Below are 17199 nucleotides of genomic sequence, written 5' to 3' on the forward strand. Positions count from 1 at the left end.
TGCCGCGGCCGCGCGTCACGTTCTCCAGGAACGGGACGACGTCGTCCGGGCCCTCGGGGCCGCCGAAGGAGAGCAGCAGCAGGGCGTCGTACGGGGCGGGATCGTGCTGATCGGACATGGCACCGATCCTGCCACCCGTCACCGGCGGCCCGGGGCGCGGCCCGTCCGGAATTCGGGGGTGATCCGATGGCTTCGAACCCTTAGGCTTTAGCTGTTAATTACACGTGTTGACCGCGACGCGCGGCCGGCACGCCGCGTCGCAGAGCCGGAGAACCCCCTTGCCCAGTCCCTACCGCGCGATCTTCTCGGCGCCCGGTACCACGTCGTTCTCCGTGGCCGGCTTCTTCGGCCGGATGCCCCTGTCCATGATGGGCATCGGCATCGTCACGATGATCTCCCAGGTCACCGGCAGGTACGGCCTCGCCGGCGCCCTCTCGGCGACCCTCGCGATGTCCGCCGCCGTGCTCGGCCCCCAGGTCTCCCGGCTCGTCGACCGGCACGGGCAGCGCAGGGTGCTCCGCCCGGTCACCCTGATCTCCCTGGCCGCCGCCGCGGGACTGCTGCTCTGCGTGCAGCAGAAGGCGCCGGACTGGACCCTCTTCGCCTTCACTGCGGTGATCGGCGTGGTGCCGAGCGTCGGGGCCATGACCCGGGCCCGCTGGGCGGACATCTACCGGGGCGACGCGCGCTCGCTGCACACCGCGTACTCGTGGGAGTCGATCGTCGACGAGGTGTGTTTCATCTTCGGCCCGATCATCTCGATCGGCCTGTCGACCACCTGGTTCCCCGAGGCAGGTCCGCTGCTGGCCGGCGTCTTCCTGGCGATCGGCGTCTTCTGGCTGACCGCCCAGCGGGAGACCGAGCCGCAGCCGCACCCGCAGCCAGCCGTCAAGCGCGGTTCGGCGCTCCGCTCCCCCGGCCTCCAGGTCCTCGCGCTGGCCTTCGTCGCCACCGGCGCGATCTTCGGCTCGGTCGACGTGGTCACCGTGGCCTTCGCCGAGGAGCGGGGCCAGAAGGCCGCCGCCAGCCTGGTCCTCGCCGTCTACGCGCTGGGCTCCTGTCTGGCCGGCGCGGTCTTCGGACTGCTGCACCTGAAGGGCGAGCCCTCCCGCCGGTGGCTGCTGGGCGTCTGTGCGATGGCCGTGAGTATGATCCCCCTCCTACTGGCCGGGAACCTGCCGTTGCTGGCCGTGGCGCTCTTTGTCGCGGGCCTCTCCATCGCGCCGACGATGGTGACCACGATGGCCCTCGTCGAGAAGCACGTACCGCACACCCAGCTCACCGAGGGCATGACCTGGACCGGCACCGGCCTCGCGATCGGCGTGGCGCTCGGCTCCTCGGCCGCCGGCTGGGTGGTCGACGCCTCGGGGGCGGAGTCCGCGTACGTGGTGCCCGTCGTCTCGGGCGCGCTCGCGGTCGTGGTGGCCGTCCTCGGCCACCGCCGGCTGCGCAGGCCGGTGCCGAACCGGGAGGGGCGAGATGAGCACGAGGACAGCGGGACCGGGGAGCTCCAGGACGGCGGGCGGCCCGTGGCGTAACTGGGCGGGGAACGTCACCTCCCGCCCGGTGCGGGAGGTGAGCCCGGCCTCGGCCGAGGAGCTGGCCGCCGAGATCCGCCGGGCCGCCGAGGACGGGCTGCGGGTGAAGACGGTCGGCACCGGCCACTCCTTCACCTCGATCGCCGCCACCGACGGCGTCCTGGTCCGTCCCGGCCTGCTCACCGGGATCCGCCGGATCGACCGCGAGGCGATGACGGTGACCGTGGAGTCGGGTACCCCGCTGAAGCGGCTCAACGTGGCGCTGGCCCGCGAGGGCCTGTCGCTCACGAACATGGGCGACATCATGGAGCAGACGGTCGCCGGGGCCACCTCCACCGGCACCCACGGCACCGGCCGCGACTCCGCCTCCATCGCGGCCCAGATCCGCGCCCTGGAGCTGGTGACGGCCGACGGCACCCTGATGACCTGTTCGGAGAAGGAGAACCCCGAGGTCTTCGCGGCGGCCCGGATCGGGCTCGGCGCGCTCGGCGTGGTCACCGCGCTCACCTTCGCCGTCGAGCCGGTCTTCCTGCTCACCGCGCGCGAGGAGCCGATGCGCTTCGACCGGGTGATCGCCGACTTCGACGAGCTGCACGCGGAGAACGAGCACTTCGAGTTCTACTGGTTCCCCCACACGGACAACTGCAACACCAAGCGCAACAACCGCAGCGCCGGTCCCGCCGCCCCGCTGCCGCGCCTCGGCGGCTGGTTCGAGGACGAGTTCCTCTCCAACGGGGTCTTCCAGGCGGCCTGCTCGCTCGGCCGCGCGGTGCCGCCGGCCATCCCGGCGATCGCCCGGATCTCCAGCCGCGCCCTGTCGGCGCGCACGTACACCGACATCCCGTACAAGGTCTTCACCTCCCCGCGCCGGGTCCGCTTCCTGGAGATGGAGTACGCGCTGCCGCGGGAGGCCGCGACGGCGGCCCTGCGCGAGCTGAAGGCGATGGTCGAGGGCTCGCCGCTGAAGGTGAGCTTCCCGGTGGAGGTGCGCACCGCGCCGGCCGACGACATCGCGCTCTCCACGGCCTCGGGCCGGGAGACGGCCTACATCGCGGTGCACCTCTACAGGGGGACGCCCCACCGCGGGTACTTCACCGCGGTGGAGCGCATCATGACGGCGCACGGGGGCCGCCCGCACTGGGGCAAGGTCCACACCCGGGACGCGGAGTACCTGGCGGAGGCCTATCCGCGCTTCGCCGAGTTCACGGCCCTGCGCGACCGGCTCGACCCGGACCGGCGCTTCGCCAACGACCACCTGCGCCGGGTCCTGGGCGACTGACGGGCGCCGGTCACCCCGCCGGGGTGCCGGAGGGGGCCGCGGGGGCGTCCGGGAGGGCCGGACCGGTCCCGGGCGCCTCGGCGGGCGCGGACGGCGTCACCGGGGCCGTCGGGGCCGTCGTCGGCTCCGTGGGCTCCCGCGCCGGGGCCGTGCCGCCGTCGGCGGAGCCGGTCGGGTCCGGGGCCGGCGCGGTGGTCGGGCCCCCGCTCGGCGTACCGGTCCCGGGGTCGGGGGTGGCGCCGGTGGGGGGCGCGGACGGGGTGCCCGTGCCGGCGCCGGGCCCGGCGTCCCGCCGGTCCTCGCCGCCGGCGGAGCCGCTCGGCGCGGGGGTCTGCGGCCCGGGCTCCTCCCGCTGCTCCCCGGGGGCGTCCTGCTGCCCGCCGCCGCGGACCACGGAGCCGAAGGTGGTGGTGCCCTCGGTGCCGCTGAAGTCCTCGCCGGAGACCAGCTCGTAGGTGGTGATGCCGCCCATGGTGACGCCGAAGACGAGGGCGGCGGCCAGCACCGGACGCCTCCAGCCGCGCAGCCGGGTGCCGTGGGTGGTGGCCGCGCCGAACTCGTCGTCGTACGGGAAGGGGGCCGGGGCGGCGGGGACGCCGGACAGCGGGGCGCGGTGGTCGCGCGCCGGGGCCGGGAAGGCCGCGGGGAGCCCGTCCTCCCGGGGGAGGACCGGGACCTGACGCGCCTTCGGCTTGGCGGCCGCGGTCGCGTCCCGCACCTGTTCGCCGGTGCGCTTGAAGAGCTGCTGGAAGAGCGGGCCGCCGCAGGTGGCGACGACGCTGATCACGCCGGCACCCAGGATCGTCCCGTAGACGCCGAGGGTGGAGGCGAGTTTGGCGGCGATCACGGCGGCGAGGGCGCTGCCCGCCACCTGGGGCACGCTCAGGTCGATCTTCCGCTTCGCCCCGTCACCGGGCTCCGGGGGCTCGCCCCCGGGCTCCGGAGTCCGTATCTCCGGGTCGTCCGTGTCGGTCGGCTGCCTGTGGCGCATCTCCACCCTCTGCCTGGTCATCTGTTCCACCGTGCACCCAGAAGGGACAAATGAGCGAAGTGAATAGTTCCGTTTCAGGGGGTTCTGTGAAGAGTGCCACGCGGGAGGAATGGGGACGGGGCCCAACTCCCGCGCACCCCGAGAAGTTGGGCGGCGCGCCGGTCCACCCGAGTGGCCCGAATGGAGTACATTGACGAACCCTGGGTCCGGACGCCCTCCGGGGCGCCCGGGAACGGAACCGCTACACAGTGTGACCTCCAGTCACTCCGGGTAGTGAACAGGTAACCGTGCCATAACGGCGGACCGGGGTCCACGCCCGACACGCCGGGCAACTCGGCAAGGTAGTGGCAGGCTGCACCCGGGCAGGCCACACTCGACTAGCGGAAGCAGCGACGCACGTGACGTCGGCAGGCACCACCCGGGAGGTCCCCATGCCCGAACTGCGTGTCGTGGCCGTCTCCAACGACGGCACACGACTGGTGCTCAAGGCTGCCGACAGCACGGAGTACACGCTTCCGATCGACGAGCGACTCCGGGCCGCCGTGCGCAACGACCGCGCCCGCCTCGGTCAGATCGAGATCGAGGTCGAGAGCCACCTCCGCCCCCGGGACATCCAGGCGCGGATACGAGCCGGTGCCTCCGCCGAGGAGGTCGCCCAGCTCGCCGGCATCCCCGTCGACCGCGTCCGCCGCTTCGAGGGCCCCGTGCTCGCCGAGCGCGCCTTCATGGCCGAGCGCGCCCGGAAGACCCCGGTGCGCCGTCCCGGCGAGAACAGCGGGCCGCAGCTCGGCGAGGCGGTGCAGGAGCGGCTGCTGCTCCGCGGCGCCGACAAGGACACCGTGCAGTGGGACTCCTGGCGGCGCGACGACGGCACCTGGGAGGTGCTGCTCGTCTACCGGGTCGCCGGCGAGGTGCACACCGCCAGCTGGACCTACGACCCGCCGCGCCGGCTCGTCCAGGCCGTGGACGACGAGGCGCGGGCGCTCATCGGCGAGACCGACGACACCCTCGCCGCAGCGCCGGAGCCGAGCTTCCCCTTCGTCCCGAGGATCGCCCGGCTGCCCCGGGACCGGCCGCTGGACCGGACCCTGGACCGGCCGCTCGACCGCGCCCTGGACCGCCAGCTCGACCGGGCCCCGCTGACGGCTTCGGCGGCGGAGCCGGAGGACGAGCGGGACTCGCTCACCAGCCTCCTGGAGGCGGTGCCCAGCTTCCGCGGCGACCTGGTCGTCCCGGAGCAGCCCGACGGCGAGCCCTCCGACGAGGTCGAGGCGGAGGAGCCCCCGGCTCCCGCCGCCTCCGCCGGGGCCGGCGCGGCCTACGCCGACGTCCTCATGCCCCGCTCCGTCTCCGGCCACCGCGACCGGCTGCACGGCGCCACCGACCGGCAGGCGGAGGCCGACGGCGTCCGTCCGGGCCGCCGCGCGGCGGTCCCCAGCTGGGACGAGATCGTCTTCGGCACCCGCAGGAAGAAGCAGGACTGACGCCCCCGGGTTCACGCCCACGGGGTTCGCGGGAGGGCCCGTGCCGAGCAGCTCGGCACGGGCCCTCCCGCGTCCTCGCGCGGGGTCCTACCGCGGGTCGGGCCCGGTGGCCACCGGGCGGGACGGGTCCGAGGACCACTCCGACCAGGAGCCGGCGTAGAGGGCCGCCGGGATCCCGGCGAGCTCCAGGGCCAGCACCTCGTGGGCGCCCGACACGCCGGAGCCGCAGTAGACGCCGACCTCCGCCGCCTCCGCGGCGCCCAGCGCGGCGAACCGGTCGCGGAGCGCGCCGGCGGCGAGGAAGAGACCGTCCCCGGCCACGTTCTCCGTCGTCGGGGCCGAGTGGGCGCCCGGGATGTGGCCGCCGACCCGGTCGATCGGCTCCACGTCGCCCCGGTAGCGCTCGGCGGCCCGGGCGTCCAGCAGCAGCCCCGAACGGGCCAGGGCCGCCGCCTCGTCCGCGTCGAGCAGCCGCAGCCCGCCCGGCTTCGGCGTGAAGTCGCCCGGCTCGGGCTCCGGCACCTCCGTCGACAGCTCCCCCGGCCAGGCGGCCAGGCCCCCGTCCAGCACCCGCACCTCCTGGTGGCCCGTCCAGCGCAGCAGCCACCAGGCCCGGGCGGCGCCCCAGCCGAGCCCGCCGTCGTACACCACCACCGGACGGTCGGCGCGGACCCCCGCCCGGCGCATGGCCTTCCCGAATTCCTCCGGGTCGGGCAGCGGGTGCCGGCCTCCGGAACCGGGCGGACCGGCCAGTTCCGAGTCGAGGTCCACGTAGACGGCGCCCGGCAGGTGGCCCGCCTCGTAGGCGGGGCGCCCGGGCGGGCCCCCGAGGGTCCAGCGCACGTCCAGCAGGACCGGCGGCCGGGCTCCCGCCGACTCGCCCGCGAGTTCGCTTGCGGAGATGATGGGGTTCATGGGGCCATCCTCGCGCAGCCATGCCCGCGGCGGGGAAGGACCCGGCGTCCTCCCGCAGGATCGCGCCAGGCAGGGTGCGACCGGGGCGCGCCGTGCGCGGCCCGGCGGAACCTCCGGCGGCGGGGCACGGTCACGACCAGGTCCGAGGAGAGAACGACGATGACCGAGGCGGCGCGGCGCAGCCCGGGAACACCCTGCTGGGTGAGTCTGATGGTGCACGGGATCGAGACGACGCAGGAGTTCTACCGGGCGCTCTTCGGCTGGGACTTCGTCCCGGGACCGCAGCAGCTGGGCCCGTACGTGCGCGCGCTGCTGGGCGGGCGGGAGGTCGCCGGCATCGGCCAGCTCCCCCCGGACCGGCACCTGAGCAGCGCCTGGACCACCTACCTCGCCACCCGGGACGCCGACGAGACCGCGGAGTCCATCCGCTGCTGCGGCGGGACAGTCGCGGTCGGCCCGCTGGACGCCGGCGAGGCGGGCCGCCTGGTGATCTGCGCCGATCCGACGGGGGCCGTCTTCGGCGTCTGGGAGGCGGAGGCCCACCACGGCACCGCGCTCGCCGGGCCGCCCGGGACACCGGTCTGGAACGAGCTGCTGACGTACGAGACCGCCACGGTCGGCAAGTTCTACCGGACGGTCTTCGGGTACGAGATCGCGCCGGTGGTGTCGCCCGACTTCGACTACGCCACCCTGCACGTCGACGGGCGCCCGGTCGCCTCGCTCCACGGGGTCGGCGAGTCGCTGCCCCGGGACCGGGGCCCGCACTGGATGACGTACTTCGAGGTCGACGACGCCGACGCGGCGGCCGGGCTGGTGGCGGAGCTCGGCGGCCAGGTGCTGCGGCCGCCCCGGGACGGCACGGCCGGCCGGCTCGCGCTGGTCGCGGACCCGGAGGGGGCGGTGTTCACCCTCGTGAGGTCCCGCGGTCGTTGACGCGGGGGCCCCTGGCCTCCCGGCCGCGCCCGTCGGCCACCCCCGGCGCCGGCCACCGATCCCGGCCGCGCCCCGGGTCAGCGGCGGGCGCGGGCGAGGCTCCGGCGGAGGAGCGAGGGGCCGGCCGGGGCGGGACCGCCCGGAAGGCCCAGCTGGGTGAGGCGTTCCGGCTGGAAGTGGTGGGCGACCGCCGGGTCGTCGTGGTGCGCCGCGAGGTACAGCTCGGTCTCGGCCCGCAGGCCGGGGTGGGCCTTGTGCCGCATGCAGAAGCCCACCGCGCGGACGAGCGGGGCGAGCGAGTCCGGGGCCGGTCCGGGCACGGCGGGCTCCGCGTCGCCCTCCAGGGCCGGGACGAGGTGGTCGACCACGGTGAGCGGGATGCGGTTGCTGTTCTCGAAGGGGGTCAGCCGCTCCAGGAGCTCCTCGGTGCCGACCCGGGCGACGGGCACCCCGTAGTAGACGGCGGCGGTGAGCATCGCCGTGGAGAAGCAGCCGACGACCAGCCGCAGCGCGCAGCGCTCGTAGAAGGTCTCGGCGAGCAGCGGCACGTCGAGGACGGTGAGCCGGACCCCGGCCGCCTCGGCCGCCTCCCGGAGGGCGGTGGAGTAGCCGGCGGGCGCGGTGGGATGCGGCTTGAAGACGATGCTGCGGTGTCCGAGGGCGGCGGCGCCCCGGACCATCCGCACGTGGAGCTCCTCCTCCTCCTCGCCGGTGAGCAGGCCGAGCGCGGCGAGGTACTGGCCGAGGAGCAGCGCGGTGGGCCGGGCGGCCACGGCGGCGGCGACGGCGGGGTCGTCGCCCGCGTCGGCGGCGATCTCGGCGAGGACGGCGCGGAAGGCGGCGTCGGGGACCAGCTCGGACGGGGTGCCGTACTCGGTGAGGAGCATCGGGGTCAGGCCGGGCACCAGGTCGAGGTGGAGGAGGCGGCGGATCCGGCAGGCGAGGGACTGGGCGACGTCCGTGCGGGTGGGGCCGTAGCTCATCAGCCCGTCGGCGTACACCTCGACGGAGCTCTCCGGGAAGCAGGCGCCGAGCGCCTTGGCCGGGTTGACCTGGATGGACTCCACGACCAGCTCGACCCGGGCGGTGCCGAGGTCCCAGGCGGTGCGCAGCACGCGCTGCCAGAGCGGGGCCTCCTCGGGGCGGGGGGCCCAGGCGGCCGGGTGGTAGGGGTGGATCGTCTCGTTCCAGTCGAGGACGCCGTCGAAGCGGGCGGCGAGGCGCGCGTAGCCGGTCATGGTCTCCAGGCGGAGCGCGGTCTCCGGGATCTCGGCGTTGTGCGAGAGGAGCAGGAGCCGGCGGGCCGTGCCGGGGGCTCCGTAGAGGCCGGCGTCGATCGCGGCGGCGACGGTCGCGGCGCCGTACAGCGTGGAGACCTGGAAGATCTGGACCGGGAGCGGGCCGGGGGCCGTGTCGGTGGGCATGGTCAGAGGGTCCTTCCGGTCGCGCGCAGGCTCCGCAGGAGGGTGGCGCGCGGCGTGTCCATGGTGGCGAGGGTCTCTTCGAGGACGTCCTGCGGCATGCGGCGCAGGGCGTCGGCGACGTCGGCGCGGAGCCGCTCGGCGACCTCGGGCTCGTACTTCCCGGCCTTGTTCACGTGGAAGGCGATCATGGCGCAGTAGGTGCGGACGGCCTTGGGCAGGAAGCGGTCGGCGTCGCGGTCCCGGGAGACCTCCTCCAGGAGCAGGTCGTAGGAGGGGATGAAGTCGAGCTGGCGGTTGTCGCTGATCTGGGTCAGCGAGGTGGTGACGCCGCGCCGGTAGAAGACGCCGTGCAGGGAGAGCGCGGCGTAGCTGGCGGCCCTGAGGTGGAGGCGCCAGACCCAGAGCCGGTCCTCGGCGGTGCGGAGCTTCGTCTCGAAGCGGGAGGCGCCGTTCGCGAAGAGCCGGGCGCTGTAGATCCCGAAGGGGACGAAGGGGTAGTCGACCATCGTGACCATGCTGGCCGGGGCGATGCCGTCGCGGGGGTCCATGACGGCGTCGCGGACCTTGGCGGGGGCGTACTTGACGTGCCGCTTGCGGCCCTCGGCGAGGACGTGGTCGGTGCGGGCGAAGTCGCAGCCGAGGCGTTCGATGCCGTCGACGGCGGCGCGGAGGTGGCCGGGGGCGTACCAGTCGTCGCCGTCGAGGAAGGTGAGGTGGTCGCCGGTGGCGGCGTCGATGCCGGTGTTGCGGGCCTGGGCGACGCCGAGGTTGGTCTCGTGGCGGATGACCCGGGCGTTCGGGAGGCGGTCCTTCCAGCGGTCGAGGACGTCCGGGGTCTCGTCGGTGGAACAGTCGTCGATCAGCAGGAACTCGAATTCCGGGTCCGCGTTGTTCGCGAGGCTGCGCACGGTGTCGGGGGCGTAGGGCCCGACGTTGTGGAAGGGGACGACGACGGAGAGTTTGGGCACGCGGAGAATCCCCACACTGGATCGGGAGGCGGACACGGATGGAATCGGAGGTGTCTTCCGGCTGTCAGGCGCCGGTACGGCGGGGAGCGTAATCGGCGTCCCGGCCGCCCGAACGAGCCTCGTGTGGACGGTCGGTGAACTCTTGCCGTCCCTCGTGCGAACCGTCCGCCGGCCGCCGCGCGCGGCGCCGGGCGAGGAGGGCGGTGGCGAGCAGCGCGAGCAGCGCGGTGGCTCCGGCGGCGGCGCCGAGCCGGGCGCCGGGGGGACGGAAGGAGCAGCTGACGCGGGTGGCGCGGCCGTCGAGGGGGACGGCGATCAGGCCACGGTGGGAGCGGGCGGAGACGGGGGCGGCGTCGCCCGCGGCGCACCGCCAGCCGGTGGCGCGGGGGACGGCGACGACCGCGACGCCGGTGCTGCCGGGCGGCAGTTCGGCGGCGATGCCGTGGCCGGTGGTGGTGACGCGGGTGGCGCCGGTGGCGGTGAGCCGGGCGACGGCGGCGGCGAGCCGGTCGCGGTCGAGGCAGCCCACGGGCCGGCGCGGCAGGACGGGCTTGCGCGCGGCGGCCAGCTCGACGCGGACCGCCCCGTCGGCCGGGACGGGGCCGAGGGCCCGCATCGCGGCGCGGGTGGCGGGCGGGCGGCCGTCGAAGGCGGCCGGGGCGGCGGCCGCGAGGGCGGCGGTGCCCCGGTACTCCGGTGCCCAGAACCAGACTTCGGTGCCGGCCGGGCAGCGGGCGGTGAGGGTGGTGCCGGTGCGGCGGACGGGGGGCAGCGTGTAGACGGCGGAACCGAGGAGGAGTTCCTGGTTGCGGAAGGCTGACTCCGCCGGGTCGACGGTCGCGTCCCGGGCGGGACGGACGGTGACGAGCGGCGGTACGGGGGTGCGGGCGGTGGTCGCGGTGCCGCGGGGCGCGGCGTCCTGGCGCACCGGTTCGGTGGCCTCGGAGCGGATCCGGGCGCCGATCGAGAAGATCGCGTCGGTGACGGGGTTGTCGAGGGTCTCGGGGTGCCGTCCCTTGGCGTAGTGGCCGAAGCCGAGGGAGTCGAGGGTGCGGGAGGTGTTCTCGGTGGTGAGGCTGGAGTAGGCGTCGGCGCCCTCGCCGCCGAGCAGCAGCGGTTCGTTGCCGCCGGGCAGCGGGCCGGGGTCGGTGCGGTACGCGGGCCAGCCGTCGGCGCGGGCCACCTCGTCGCCCACGGCCCGCTGCCAGGGCCCGATCCGGGGCGCCCAGGCGACGTCGGCCCGCTGCTGCCGTTCGATCCGCATCCCGCTGACGGCCGCCTCGCCCGCCTGGGCGGTGAGGAGGAGGACCGCTCCGGCGACGGCGAGCAGCCGGGGGGCGGCGGGGCGGGCGGCGCGGAGCGCGAGGAGGGCGGCGCCGGCGGCGAGCAGGAGGGCGGCACCGGCGGCGGGGTAGGTCCAGGCGTCGATGTCGGTGCTGTCCCGGGCGGCGAGGGCGAGGGCGCCGAGGAGGGCGGTGGCGCCGAGGAGCGCGGCCGGGCGGGGCGCTGCGGGGGCGGCGGCGAGCCAGGCGGCGACGAGGAGCAGGCCGCACAGCACGAAGGTCTGGCGGTAGGGGTTGCCGTTGGGCGAGGCGCCCGCGTGCCAGAGGAGGTGGGTGGGTCCCCACTGGAGGGAGAGCGTCACCAGGACGAGCAGCGCGGTCCAGCCGGCCCGGACGCGCGGGGCGAGGGCCCGCTGGAAGGGCAGGGTGAGGGCGAGGAGGAGCGCGGGCGTGCCGATGAAGAGCGCCGGGGTCGCCACGTTGGCGGTGGCGGGCAGGAGGCGGCCGAACAGTTCGGCCCAGCCGGCGGGCGCGAAGACGGTCTCGGGGGTGGGGTCGGCGTACTTCGTCGCGCTGAAGACGACGAGGACGAGCGGGGCGGCGAGTCCGATGCCGAGGGCGACGGTCCGGGCGGCGCGGAGCAGGGCGGCGAGCCGCCGCCGGGCGCCGGTCGTGTCGTCGGTGAGGAGCCGGACGGCGAGGAAGAGCGCCGCGCCGAGGGTGGCCATGTAGGCGGTGTAGAAGTTGGCGGTCCAGGAGACGGCGACGACGAGCGGGCCGAGCACCGGCCGCCGGCCGGCCCGGGCCCACTCCGCCACCAGGCAGAGCAGCGGGAAGGCGATCAGCCCGTCCAGCCACATGGGGACGGAGGCGCCGTGGTTGAAGGTCCAGCCGGAGAGCGCGTACGCCGCGCCGAGGAGCGCGGCGATCGGCCAGGGGCCGGTGCGTCCCGCCGGGCGGAGCCGGATGAGGAGCGCGGCCATCGCCGCGCCGGCGGCGGCGGTCTTGAGCGCGGTGATGGCGTACAGCGCGAGTTCCGGCCGGTCGGCCGGGAAGAGGACGACGAGGAGCGAGAAGGGGCTGCTCAGGTAGGTGCCGATGTCGCCGAGGAAGCCCGCGCCGAAGCCGGAGTTCCAGTTGAGGAAGGCGTCGCCGTGGGTGTCGCCGAGCAGGAACGCGCGCCAGTAGGCGTGGTACGGCAGGTACTGCTGCCCCAGGTCGACGACGTTCCGGGTGTACGGCCCGAGGGGGTGGCTGCGGGCGAGCGCGGTGGCCAGGACGAAGACGGCGGCGGTGAGCAGTCCGGCGCCGGCGGGGGCGAGCAGCAGCGGGTCCCGGGCGCGGCGGGGGCCGCCCCGTGCCCCCTCCCGGTCGGGAGTGGGCACGGGTGTGGCGGCGGGGGGCACGGGTCCTCCAGGGAGCGCGGGGCTCGCGTCGGTCACCCGCGGCGAACGCACGGCGGGACGAACCCATTACTCCTGGTTCGGGCGACCCGAAGTGGATCACCCGGCGTTCTTCCGGCGGCTCCCGGGTGAACACCCGGTGTCGGTCCCCGCCGCCGGGGGCCGGTCAGGAGACGTGGTTGAAGGCGATGTCCCCGTTCAGCACGTCGCTGGTGACGCGGGTGGCGAAGGGCTTGCGGTAGTCGCCGGTGCCCGCGTAGAAGTAGGCCGTCTTGTTCGGGCCGTACGCGAACAGGTCCGGACGCCCGTCGTGGTTGCCGTCGCCGATGCCGATGGTGTCGGTGTACGCGCCCCAGCCGCCCCCGATCTGCCTGCGGGCGGTGAAGGTGCCGTCGCCCTTGCCGAGGTACAGCCACAGCACGCCGTCCTTGTCGCGGGCGATCAGGTCGCCCGCCCCGGCGCCGCCGATGTTGCCGGTGGCGGTGATCTGGTTGTAGACGCCCCAGCCGCCGGTGCCGATCTTCTTGCGGGTGGCGAACGGGGCCGCCACCTTCCCGGTGCCCTTGTAGAACCACAGGGCGCCCGCCTTGTCGACGGCCACCAGGTCCGGACGGCCGTCGCCGTCCAGGTCGCCGCCGCCGGTGAGCTGGGTGTAGGTGTTCCAGCCGCCGCCGACCTGCTTCCGGGGCGCGATCGTCGCCCCGTAGCCGTTGCCGGTCACGTCGTACAGCCACAGGACGCCGTTCCTGTCCCGGGCCACGAAGTCGGCTGGACCGCCGCCGACGCCGCCGATGGTCTCGATCCGGTCGTAGGTCTGCCAGCCGGGGCCGACCTTGACGGGCGAGTAGTTCCGGACGAGGGTCTTCTTGGCCTCGTCGTACCGGCTGTCGAGCTGCCACAGCACGCCCGCGGTGTCCCGGGCCAGCAGGTCGGGGGCGCCGTCCCAGTCGAGGTCGTGCGGGGAGGAGACGCTCTTGGCGGCCGTGAAGCTGCCGGAGACCTCCAGGTCCGGGCCGACGCCGTTCTGCGGGCGGGCCGTGAACGACCAGTCGTAGGTCCCGGCGACGGCGTCCCGGCCCATCTGGGACTCGGCCGCGATCTGCGACCACTTGATGCCGAAGAAGCCGCCGCCGTAGTAGTACGGGCTGCCGGCGGACTCGCTGTAGAGGTGCAGCGTCTTGGAGAACGCCTTGCCGGTCGCCCGGTGCGTGATCCTCAGGTCGACGTCCGCGTTCTCCCGCGACAGCCTCCACTTGAGCGGGACCGGGGAGCTCATGTCGAAGGGCTGCGGGATCTGCGCGCCGAGGTGGCGCAGGGCCACCGGCCTCCCGGTGACGGCGACCGCCTGGGCGGCGGGCCTGCCGTCCGCGCCGAAGGAGATCCGGTAGAGCCCTTCACCGTGCTCGACGGTGCCGCCGCTCACGTACGCCGTGTCGCCGGGGCCGGGCATGACGTACCCGTCGGTGTAGTCGAGGAGCCTGACCGTCTGACCCGAGGTCAGGGACTTGGCGGTGAAGGGCACGTACGTCGGCTTGTTGCCCGTGCCGTCGCCCTCCAGGCTCGTCCAGGTCCCGTACAGCTGCCACGAGTCGAGCAGACCGACGATCATGCTCTGCTCATCGCCGAGGCGGAAGTCGGTCACGGTCTCCGCGCCGGTGGCGCGGTCCTTGGAGTGGACCTTGCCCTGGTCCGCCCAGACCAGGTGCGTGGCCGAGAAAGCGCCCTGGTCGGCGCGGGAGGCGGGCCGGTGGACGGAGGTCGCCTTCGCGGTGGCGAGGTCCACCACGGCGAGCTCGCTCTTCCAGGCCGTCCCGTCCTGCAGGGAGTACGTGAGCAGGACCGAGCCGTCGCGGGCCGGAGTGGAGGAGAGGTACGCGGTGGCGCCGGCCGGGAGGCCCTGGACCGGCCGCTGGGTGAGGGTGCCGCCGGCGCTGGTGACCAGGTGCAGCTCCACGGAGCCGTCGGCCTTCGTCACCTTCGCCAGGATCGTGTCCTGGGACACGACCTGCACGTAGGTGGCGTTCAGCGGACGGAGGTCCATCGTGACGGTGCCGCCGCCGGGGGCCATGTCCCGGAGCTGCAGCACCAGGGAACGCTCGGGGGACCTCCCCTTCCCGGTCATGATCACGTCGGTGCCGGTGGAGTCGACCGCCGACGCGTCGAGCGTGGTGACCGCGCCGTCCGCGAACCGGGTCCACTGGTACCGGTACTGGTCGTCCACCCGGGCGTGGGTCAGGAAGCCGGTCTTTCCGGCACCGACGAGGTTGCTGGACTCCGGGTAGGTGACGGGCGCGGCCTGCGTGCCCGTCTCGGCCGACACCGCGGCGGGCAGGGAGGCGGCACCGGCCGGGGCGGTCAGGACGCCCGCGCCGAGCGTGACGGCGAGGACCGTGGTGATCGCGGCGGACACGCCCCGGCGGGGCGCTGATCCGGACATCAAATTTTCCTCCCGATAAGTCAGGTAGAGGCGCATTCGTGCAGGCGCCGCTCACTGGGACTCCCGTCCCGGGCGGAAGGTTGTACGGGTGTGCGAAGTCCGGGGCTCCCGGTGTCCTCCCGCCGCGCCGGCCCTCCGTCGGGAGGGCCGGCGCGGCGGGGCTTCCCCGGTCGTGGGAGGGGAGGTCAGGACACCTGGTTGAACGCGGGCTGTCCGGCCAGGACGGGGCTGGCGACACGGGTGGCGAAGGGCCTGTGGAGGTCGCCGGTGCCGGCGTAGAAGTACGCCGTCTTGTTCGGACCGTAGGCGAACAGGTCCGGACGCCCGTCGCGGTTGCCGTCACCGATGCCGACGGTGTCGGTGTACGCGCCCCAGCCGCCCCCGATCTGCCTGCGGGCGGTGAAGGTGCCGTCGCCCTTGCCGAGGTACAGCCACAGCACGCCGTCCTTGTCGCGGGCGATCAGGTCGCCCGCCCCGGCGCCGCCGATGTCACTGGTGGCGGTGATCTGGTTGTAGACGCCCCAGCCGCCGGTGCCGATCTTCTTCCGCGCGGCGAAGGGGGCCGCCACGTTCCCGGTGTTCTTGTAGAACCACAGGGCGCCCGCCTTGTCGACGGCCACCAGGTCCGGACGGCCGTCGCCGTCGAGGTCGCCGCCGCCGGTGAGCTGGGTGTAGGTGTTCCAGCCGCCGCCGACCTGCTTGCGGGCCGAGATCCTCGTCTTGTAGGTGCGGGTGACGTCGTACAGCCACAGCACGCCGCTCCGGTCCCGGGCCACGAAGTCCGTCGGGCCGCCACCGATGCCGCCGATGGTCTCGATCCGGTCGTAGATCTGCCAGCTGGGGCCGATCTTGGTGGGCGAGTAGTCCCGGACGAGGGTCTTCTTGGCGTCGTCGTACCCGGTGTGTACCCACCACAGCACGCCCGCGGCGTCACGGGCGAGCAGGTCGGGCTCGGCGTCCTGGTCGAGGTCGTGCTGGGTGGAGAGGTGCCGGCCCGCGGTGAAGGTGCCCGACGCCTTGGCGTCCGGTCCGACGCCGTTCTGCGGGCGGGCGGTGAACGACCAGTCGTACACCCCGGTCTCGGCGTCCTTGCCCATCGGGGACTCGGCCGCGATCTGGGACCAGGTGAGGCCGAAGGTGCTGTCGCCGAAGAGGTGGGGGCTGCCGGCGGACTCGGTGTAGAGGTTCAGCGTCTTCGAGAAGGACTTGCCGGTCGCCCGGTGGGTGATCCTCACGTCCACGTCGGCGTTGGACCGGGACAGCTCCCACTTCAGGGGGGCCGGGGACGTCAGGTCGAAGCGGTCCGGGAACCGCTGGCCGAGGTAGCGGATCTGGACCGGCTTCCCGGTGGAGGCGACCGGCTCGACGGCGGGCCTGCCGTCCGCGCCGAGCGAGATCCGGAAGAGCCCGTCGCCGTGCTCGACGGTGCCGCCGCGCACGAGCATCGTGCCGTCGGGCCCGGTCCAGGCCGTGGCCACGTAGTCGAGCAGCTTGACCGTCTCACCGGTCGTCAACGACTTGGCCGTGTACGGGAGCACGGGATTCGTCTCGCCGAAGCCGTCTCCTTCGAGGTGCGCCGGATTGCCGTACGTCAGCCACGAGCCCATCAGCCCCGTGGCGAGGTACATCCCCTCGGCGCCCTGGGGATCGAAGGAGGACCGGACGCCGGTGGCGCGGTCCACGGTGACGATCTCCTTCTCGCTGCTCACCCAGGCGAGGTGCGTGGCGGAGATCGCGGAGTACTCGTGCTGGTCGTCGTAGCGGTTCACGAAGAACGGGCTGCCGTCGTGCGTGGAGACCACCTTGGCGGCGGCGAGGTCCACGACGGCGGCGCGGTACCGCGAGCCGGAGGTGCCCGTCAGGCCGAAGGTGACGAGCGCGGACCCGTCGCGCGCGGGGGCGGCGCTGATGCGATGGGCGTCGGCCGGGACGCCCTCGACCTTCCGCTGGGTGAGGGTGCCGCCGGTGCTCGTGACGAGGTGCAGCTCCACGGAGCCGTCGGCCTTCTTCACCTCCGCCAGGATCGTGTCCCTGGAGACGGCCTTCACGTAGGTGGCGTTCAGCGGGCGGAGGTCCATCGTGACGGTGCCGCCGCCGGGGGCCATGTCGCGCAGCTGCAGGACCAGGGAGGTGCGGGGGTACTGGCCCTTCCCGGTCATGATCACATCGGTGCCGGTGGAGTCGGCCGACACCGCGTCGATCGTGGTGACCGAGCCGTCCGCGTACCGGTTCCACTGGAACTGGTACGTGCCGTTCACCGGGCCGCGGGTCAGGAAGCCGGTCTTCCCCGCGGCGGAGAACCAGAGTCCGTTCGCCGGGTACGCGAGGGGGGCGGCCTGGGCCCCCGCCTCGGCCACCGCCGCCCCGGTCAGCGGGGCGGCACCGGCCGGGGCGGTCAGGACGCCCGCGCCGAGCGTGACGGCGAGGACCGTGGTGATCGCGGCGGACACGCCCCGGCGGGGCGCTGATCCGGACATGAAAGGTTCCTCCCGAGAAGCCGGTGCACGGCGCACGGATACCGGCGCCGCTCCCTGAGACTTCCGT

11 protein-coding genes and 1 pseudogene are annotated in these 17199 nt (G+C 74.4%); 4 read left to right on the forward strand and 8 right to left on the reverse strand.

What is annotated here, in order from left to right:
- Positions 1–118 (reverse strand): annotated as a pseudogene (locus tag IE287_RS27910) (ferrochelatase); the annotation flags it as partial.
- A 160-nt stretch (positions 119–278) separates the two neighbouring features.
- Between IE287_RS27910 and IE287_RS27915 the strand changes: the two are divergent.
- Together IE287_RS27915 and IE287_RS27920 are read left to right on the forward strand one after the other, a co-directional pair.
- Positions 279–1538: an MFS transporter gene (locus tag IE287_RS27915; RefSeq protein ID WP_189851984.1), complete on the forward strand. Its 1260-nt coding sequence runs from the start codon at positions 279–281 to the stop codon at positions 1536–1538.
- The gene (locus IE287_RS27920) at positions 1480–2817 is read left to right on the forward strand and encodes a D-arabinono-1,4-lactone oxidase (protein WP_189851985.1); all 1338 of its coding nucleotides are present in this window, start codon (positions 1480–1482) and stop codon (positions 2815–2817) included. Before IE287_RS27915 ends, IE287_RS27920 begins: the two co-directional genes overlap by 59 nt.
- Positions 2818–2827: 10 nt before the next feature.
- On the opposite strand, the gene IE287_RS27925 is transcribed toward IE287_RS27920, so the two are convergent.
- Entirely contained in the window at positions 2828–3829 is a 1002-nt protein-coding gene (locus IE287_RS27925; protein WP_229883786.1) for a hypothetical protein, read from the reverse strand.
- 410 nt (positions 3830–4239) lie between these two features.
- On the opposite strand from IE287_RS27925, the gene sepH reads away from it, so the two are divergent.
- Complete coding sequence (gene sepH / locus IE287_RS27930; RefSeq protein WP_189851986.1) at positions 4240–5292, forward strand: septation protein SepH; 1053 nt, start codon at positions 4240–4242, stop codon at positions 5290–5292.
- Between the two features lie 87 nt (positions 5293–5379).
- On the opposite strand, the gene IE287_RS27935 is transcribed toward sepH, so the two are convergent.
- Positions 5380–6207: a sulfurtransferase gene (locus IE287_RS27935; RefSeq protein ID WP_189851987.1), complete on the reverse strand. Its 828-nt coding sequence runs from the start codon at positions 6205–6207 to the stop codon at positions 5380–5382.
- Between the two features lie 159 nt (positions 6208–6366).
- On the opposite strand from IE287_RS27935, the gene IE287_RS27940 reads away from it, so the two are divergent.
- Complete coding sequence (locus tag IE287_RS27940) at positions 6367–7140, forward strand: VOC family protein (protein ID WP_189851988.1); 774 nt, start codon at positions 6367–6369, stop codon at positions 7138–7140.
- A gap of 77 nt (positions 7141–7217) precedes the next feature.
- Here the strand turns inward: IE287_RS27940 and IE287_RS27945 are convergent, their stop codons facing one another.
- The 5 genes from IE287_RS27945 to IE287_RS27965 form a co-directional block, all read right to left on the reverse strand.
- Entirely contained in the window at positions 7218–8564 is a 1347-nt protein-coding gene (locus IE287_RS27945) for a polysialyltransferase family glycosyltransferase (RefSeq protein WP_189851989.1), read from the reverse strand.
- 2 nt (positions 8565–8566) lie between these two features.
- Entirely contained in the window at positions 8567–9532 is a 966-nt protein-coding gene (locus IE287_RS27950) for a glycosyltransferase family 2 protein (RefSeq protein WP_189851990.1), read from the reverse strand.
- A gap of 64 nt (positions 9533–9596) precedes the next feature.
- Complete coding sequence (locus tag IE287_RS39180; RefSeq protein WP_189851991.1) at positions 9597–12221, reverse strand: YfhO family protein; 2625 nt, start codon at positions 12219–12221, stop codon at positions 9597–9599.
- A 163-nt stretch (positions 12222–12384) separates the two neighbouring features.
- A complete protein-coding gene (locus IE287_RS27960) occupies positions 12385–14655 on the reverse strand; it encodes an FG-GAP repeat domain-containing protein (protein ID WP_189851992.1) in 2271 nt (756 codons plus the stop codon).
- A gap of 185 nt (positions 14656–14840) precedes the next feature.
- On the reverse strand, positions 14841–17132 hold the full coding sequence (locus IE287_RS27965) for an FG-GAP repeat domain-containing protein (protein WP_189851993.1): 2292 nt from the start codon (positions 17130–17132) through the stop codon (positions 14841–14843).
- Positions 17133–17199: the final 67 nt, after the last annotated feature.

This window comes from Streptomyces omiyaensis (assembly GCF_014650895.1).
GTDB lineage: Bacteria > Actinomycetota > Actinomycetes > Streptomycetales > Streptomycetaceae > Streptomyces > Streptomyces omiyaensis.

What these genes read in the sequence shown, in the direction of transcription:
- IE287_RS27920 (WP_189851985.1), top strand. Translation starts at nt 1,480, where the DNA reads ATGAGCACGAGGACAGCGGGACCGGGGAGCTCCAGGACGGCGGGCGGC.
- IE287_RS27925 (WP_229883786.1), bottom strand. Translation starts at nt 3,829, where the DNA reads ATGACCAGGCAGAGGGTGGAGATGCGCCACAGGCAGCCGACCGACACG.
- sepH (WP_189851986.1), top strand. Translation starts at nt 4,240, where the DNA reads ATGCCCGAACTGCGTGTCGTGGCCGTCTCCAACGACGGCACACGACTG.
- IE287_RS27935 (WP_189851987.1), bottom strand. Translation starts at nt 6,207, where the DNA reads ATGAACCCCATCATCTCCGCAAGCGAACTCGCGGGCGAGTCGGCGGGA.
- IE287_RS27940 (WP_189851988.1), top strand. Translation starts at nt 6,367, where the DNA reads ATGACCGAGGCGGCGCGGCGCAGCCCGGGAACACCCTGCTGGGTGAGT.
- IE287_RS27945 (WP_189851989.1), bottom strand. Translation starts at nt 8,564, where the DNA reads ATGCCCACCGACACGGCCCCCGGCCCGCTCCCGGTCCAGATCTTCCAG.
- IE287_RS27960 (WP_189851992.1), bottom strand. Translation starts at nt 14,655, where the DNA reads ATGTCCGGATCAGCGCCCCGCCGGGGCGTGTCCGCCGCGATCACCACG.
- IE287_RS27965 (WP_189851993.1), bottom strand. Translation starts at nt 17,132, where the DNA reads ATGTCCGGATCAGCGCCCCGCCGGGGCGTGTCCGCCGCGATCACCACG.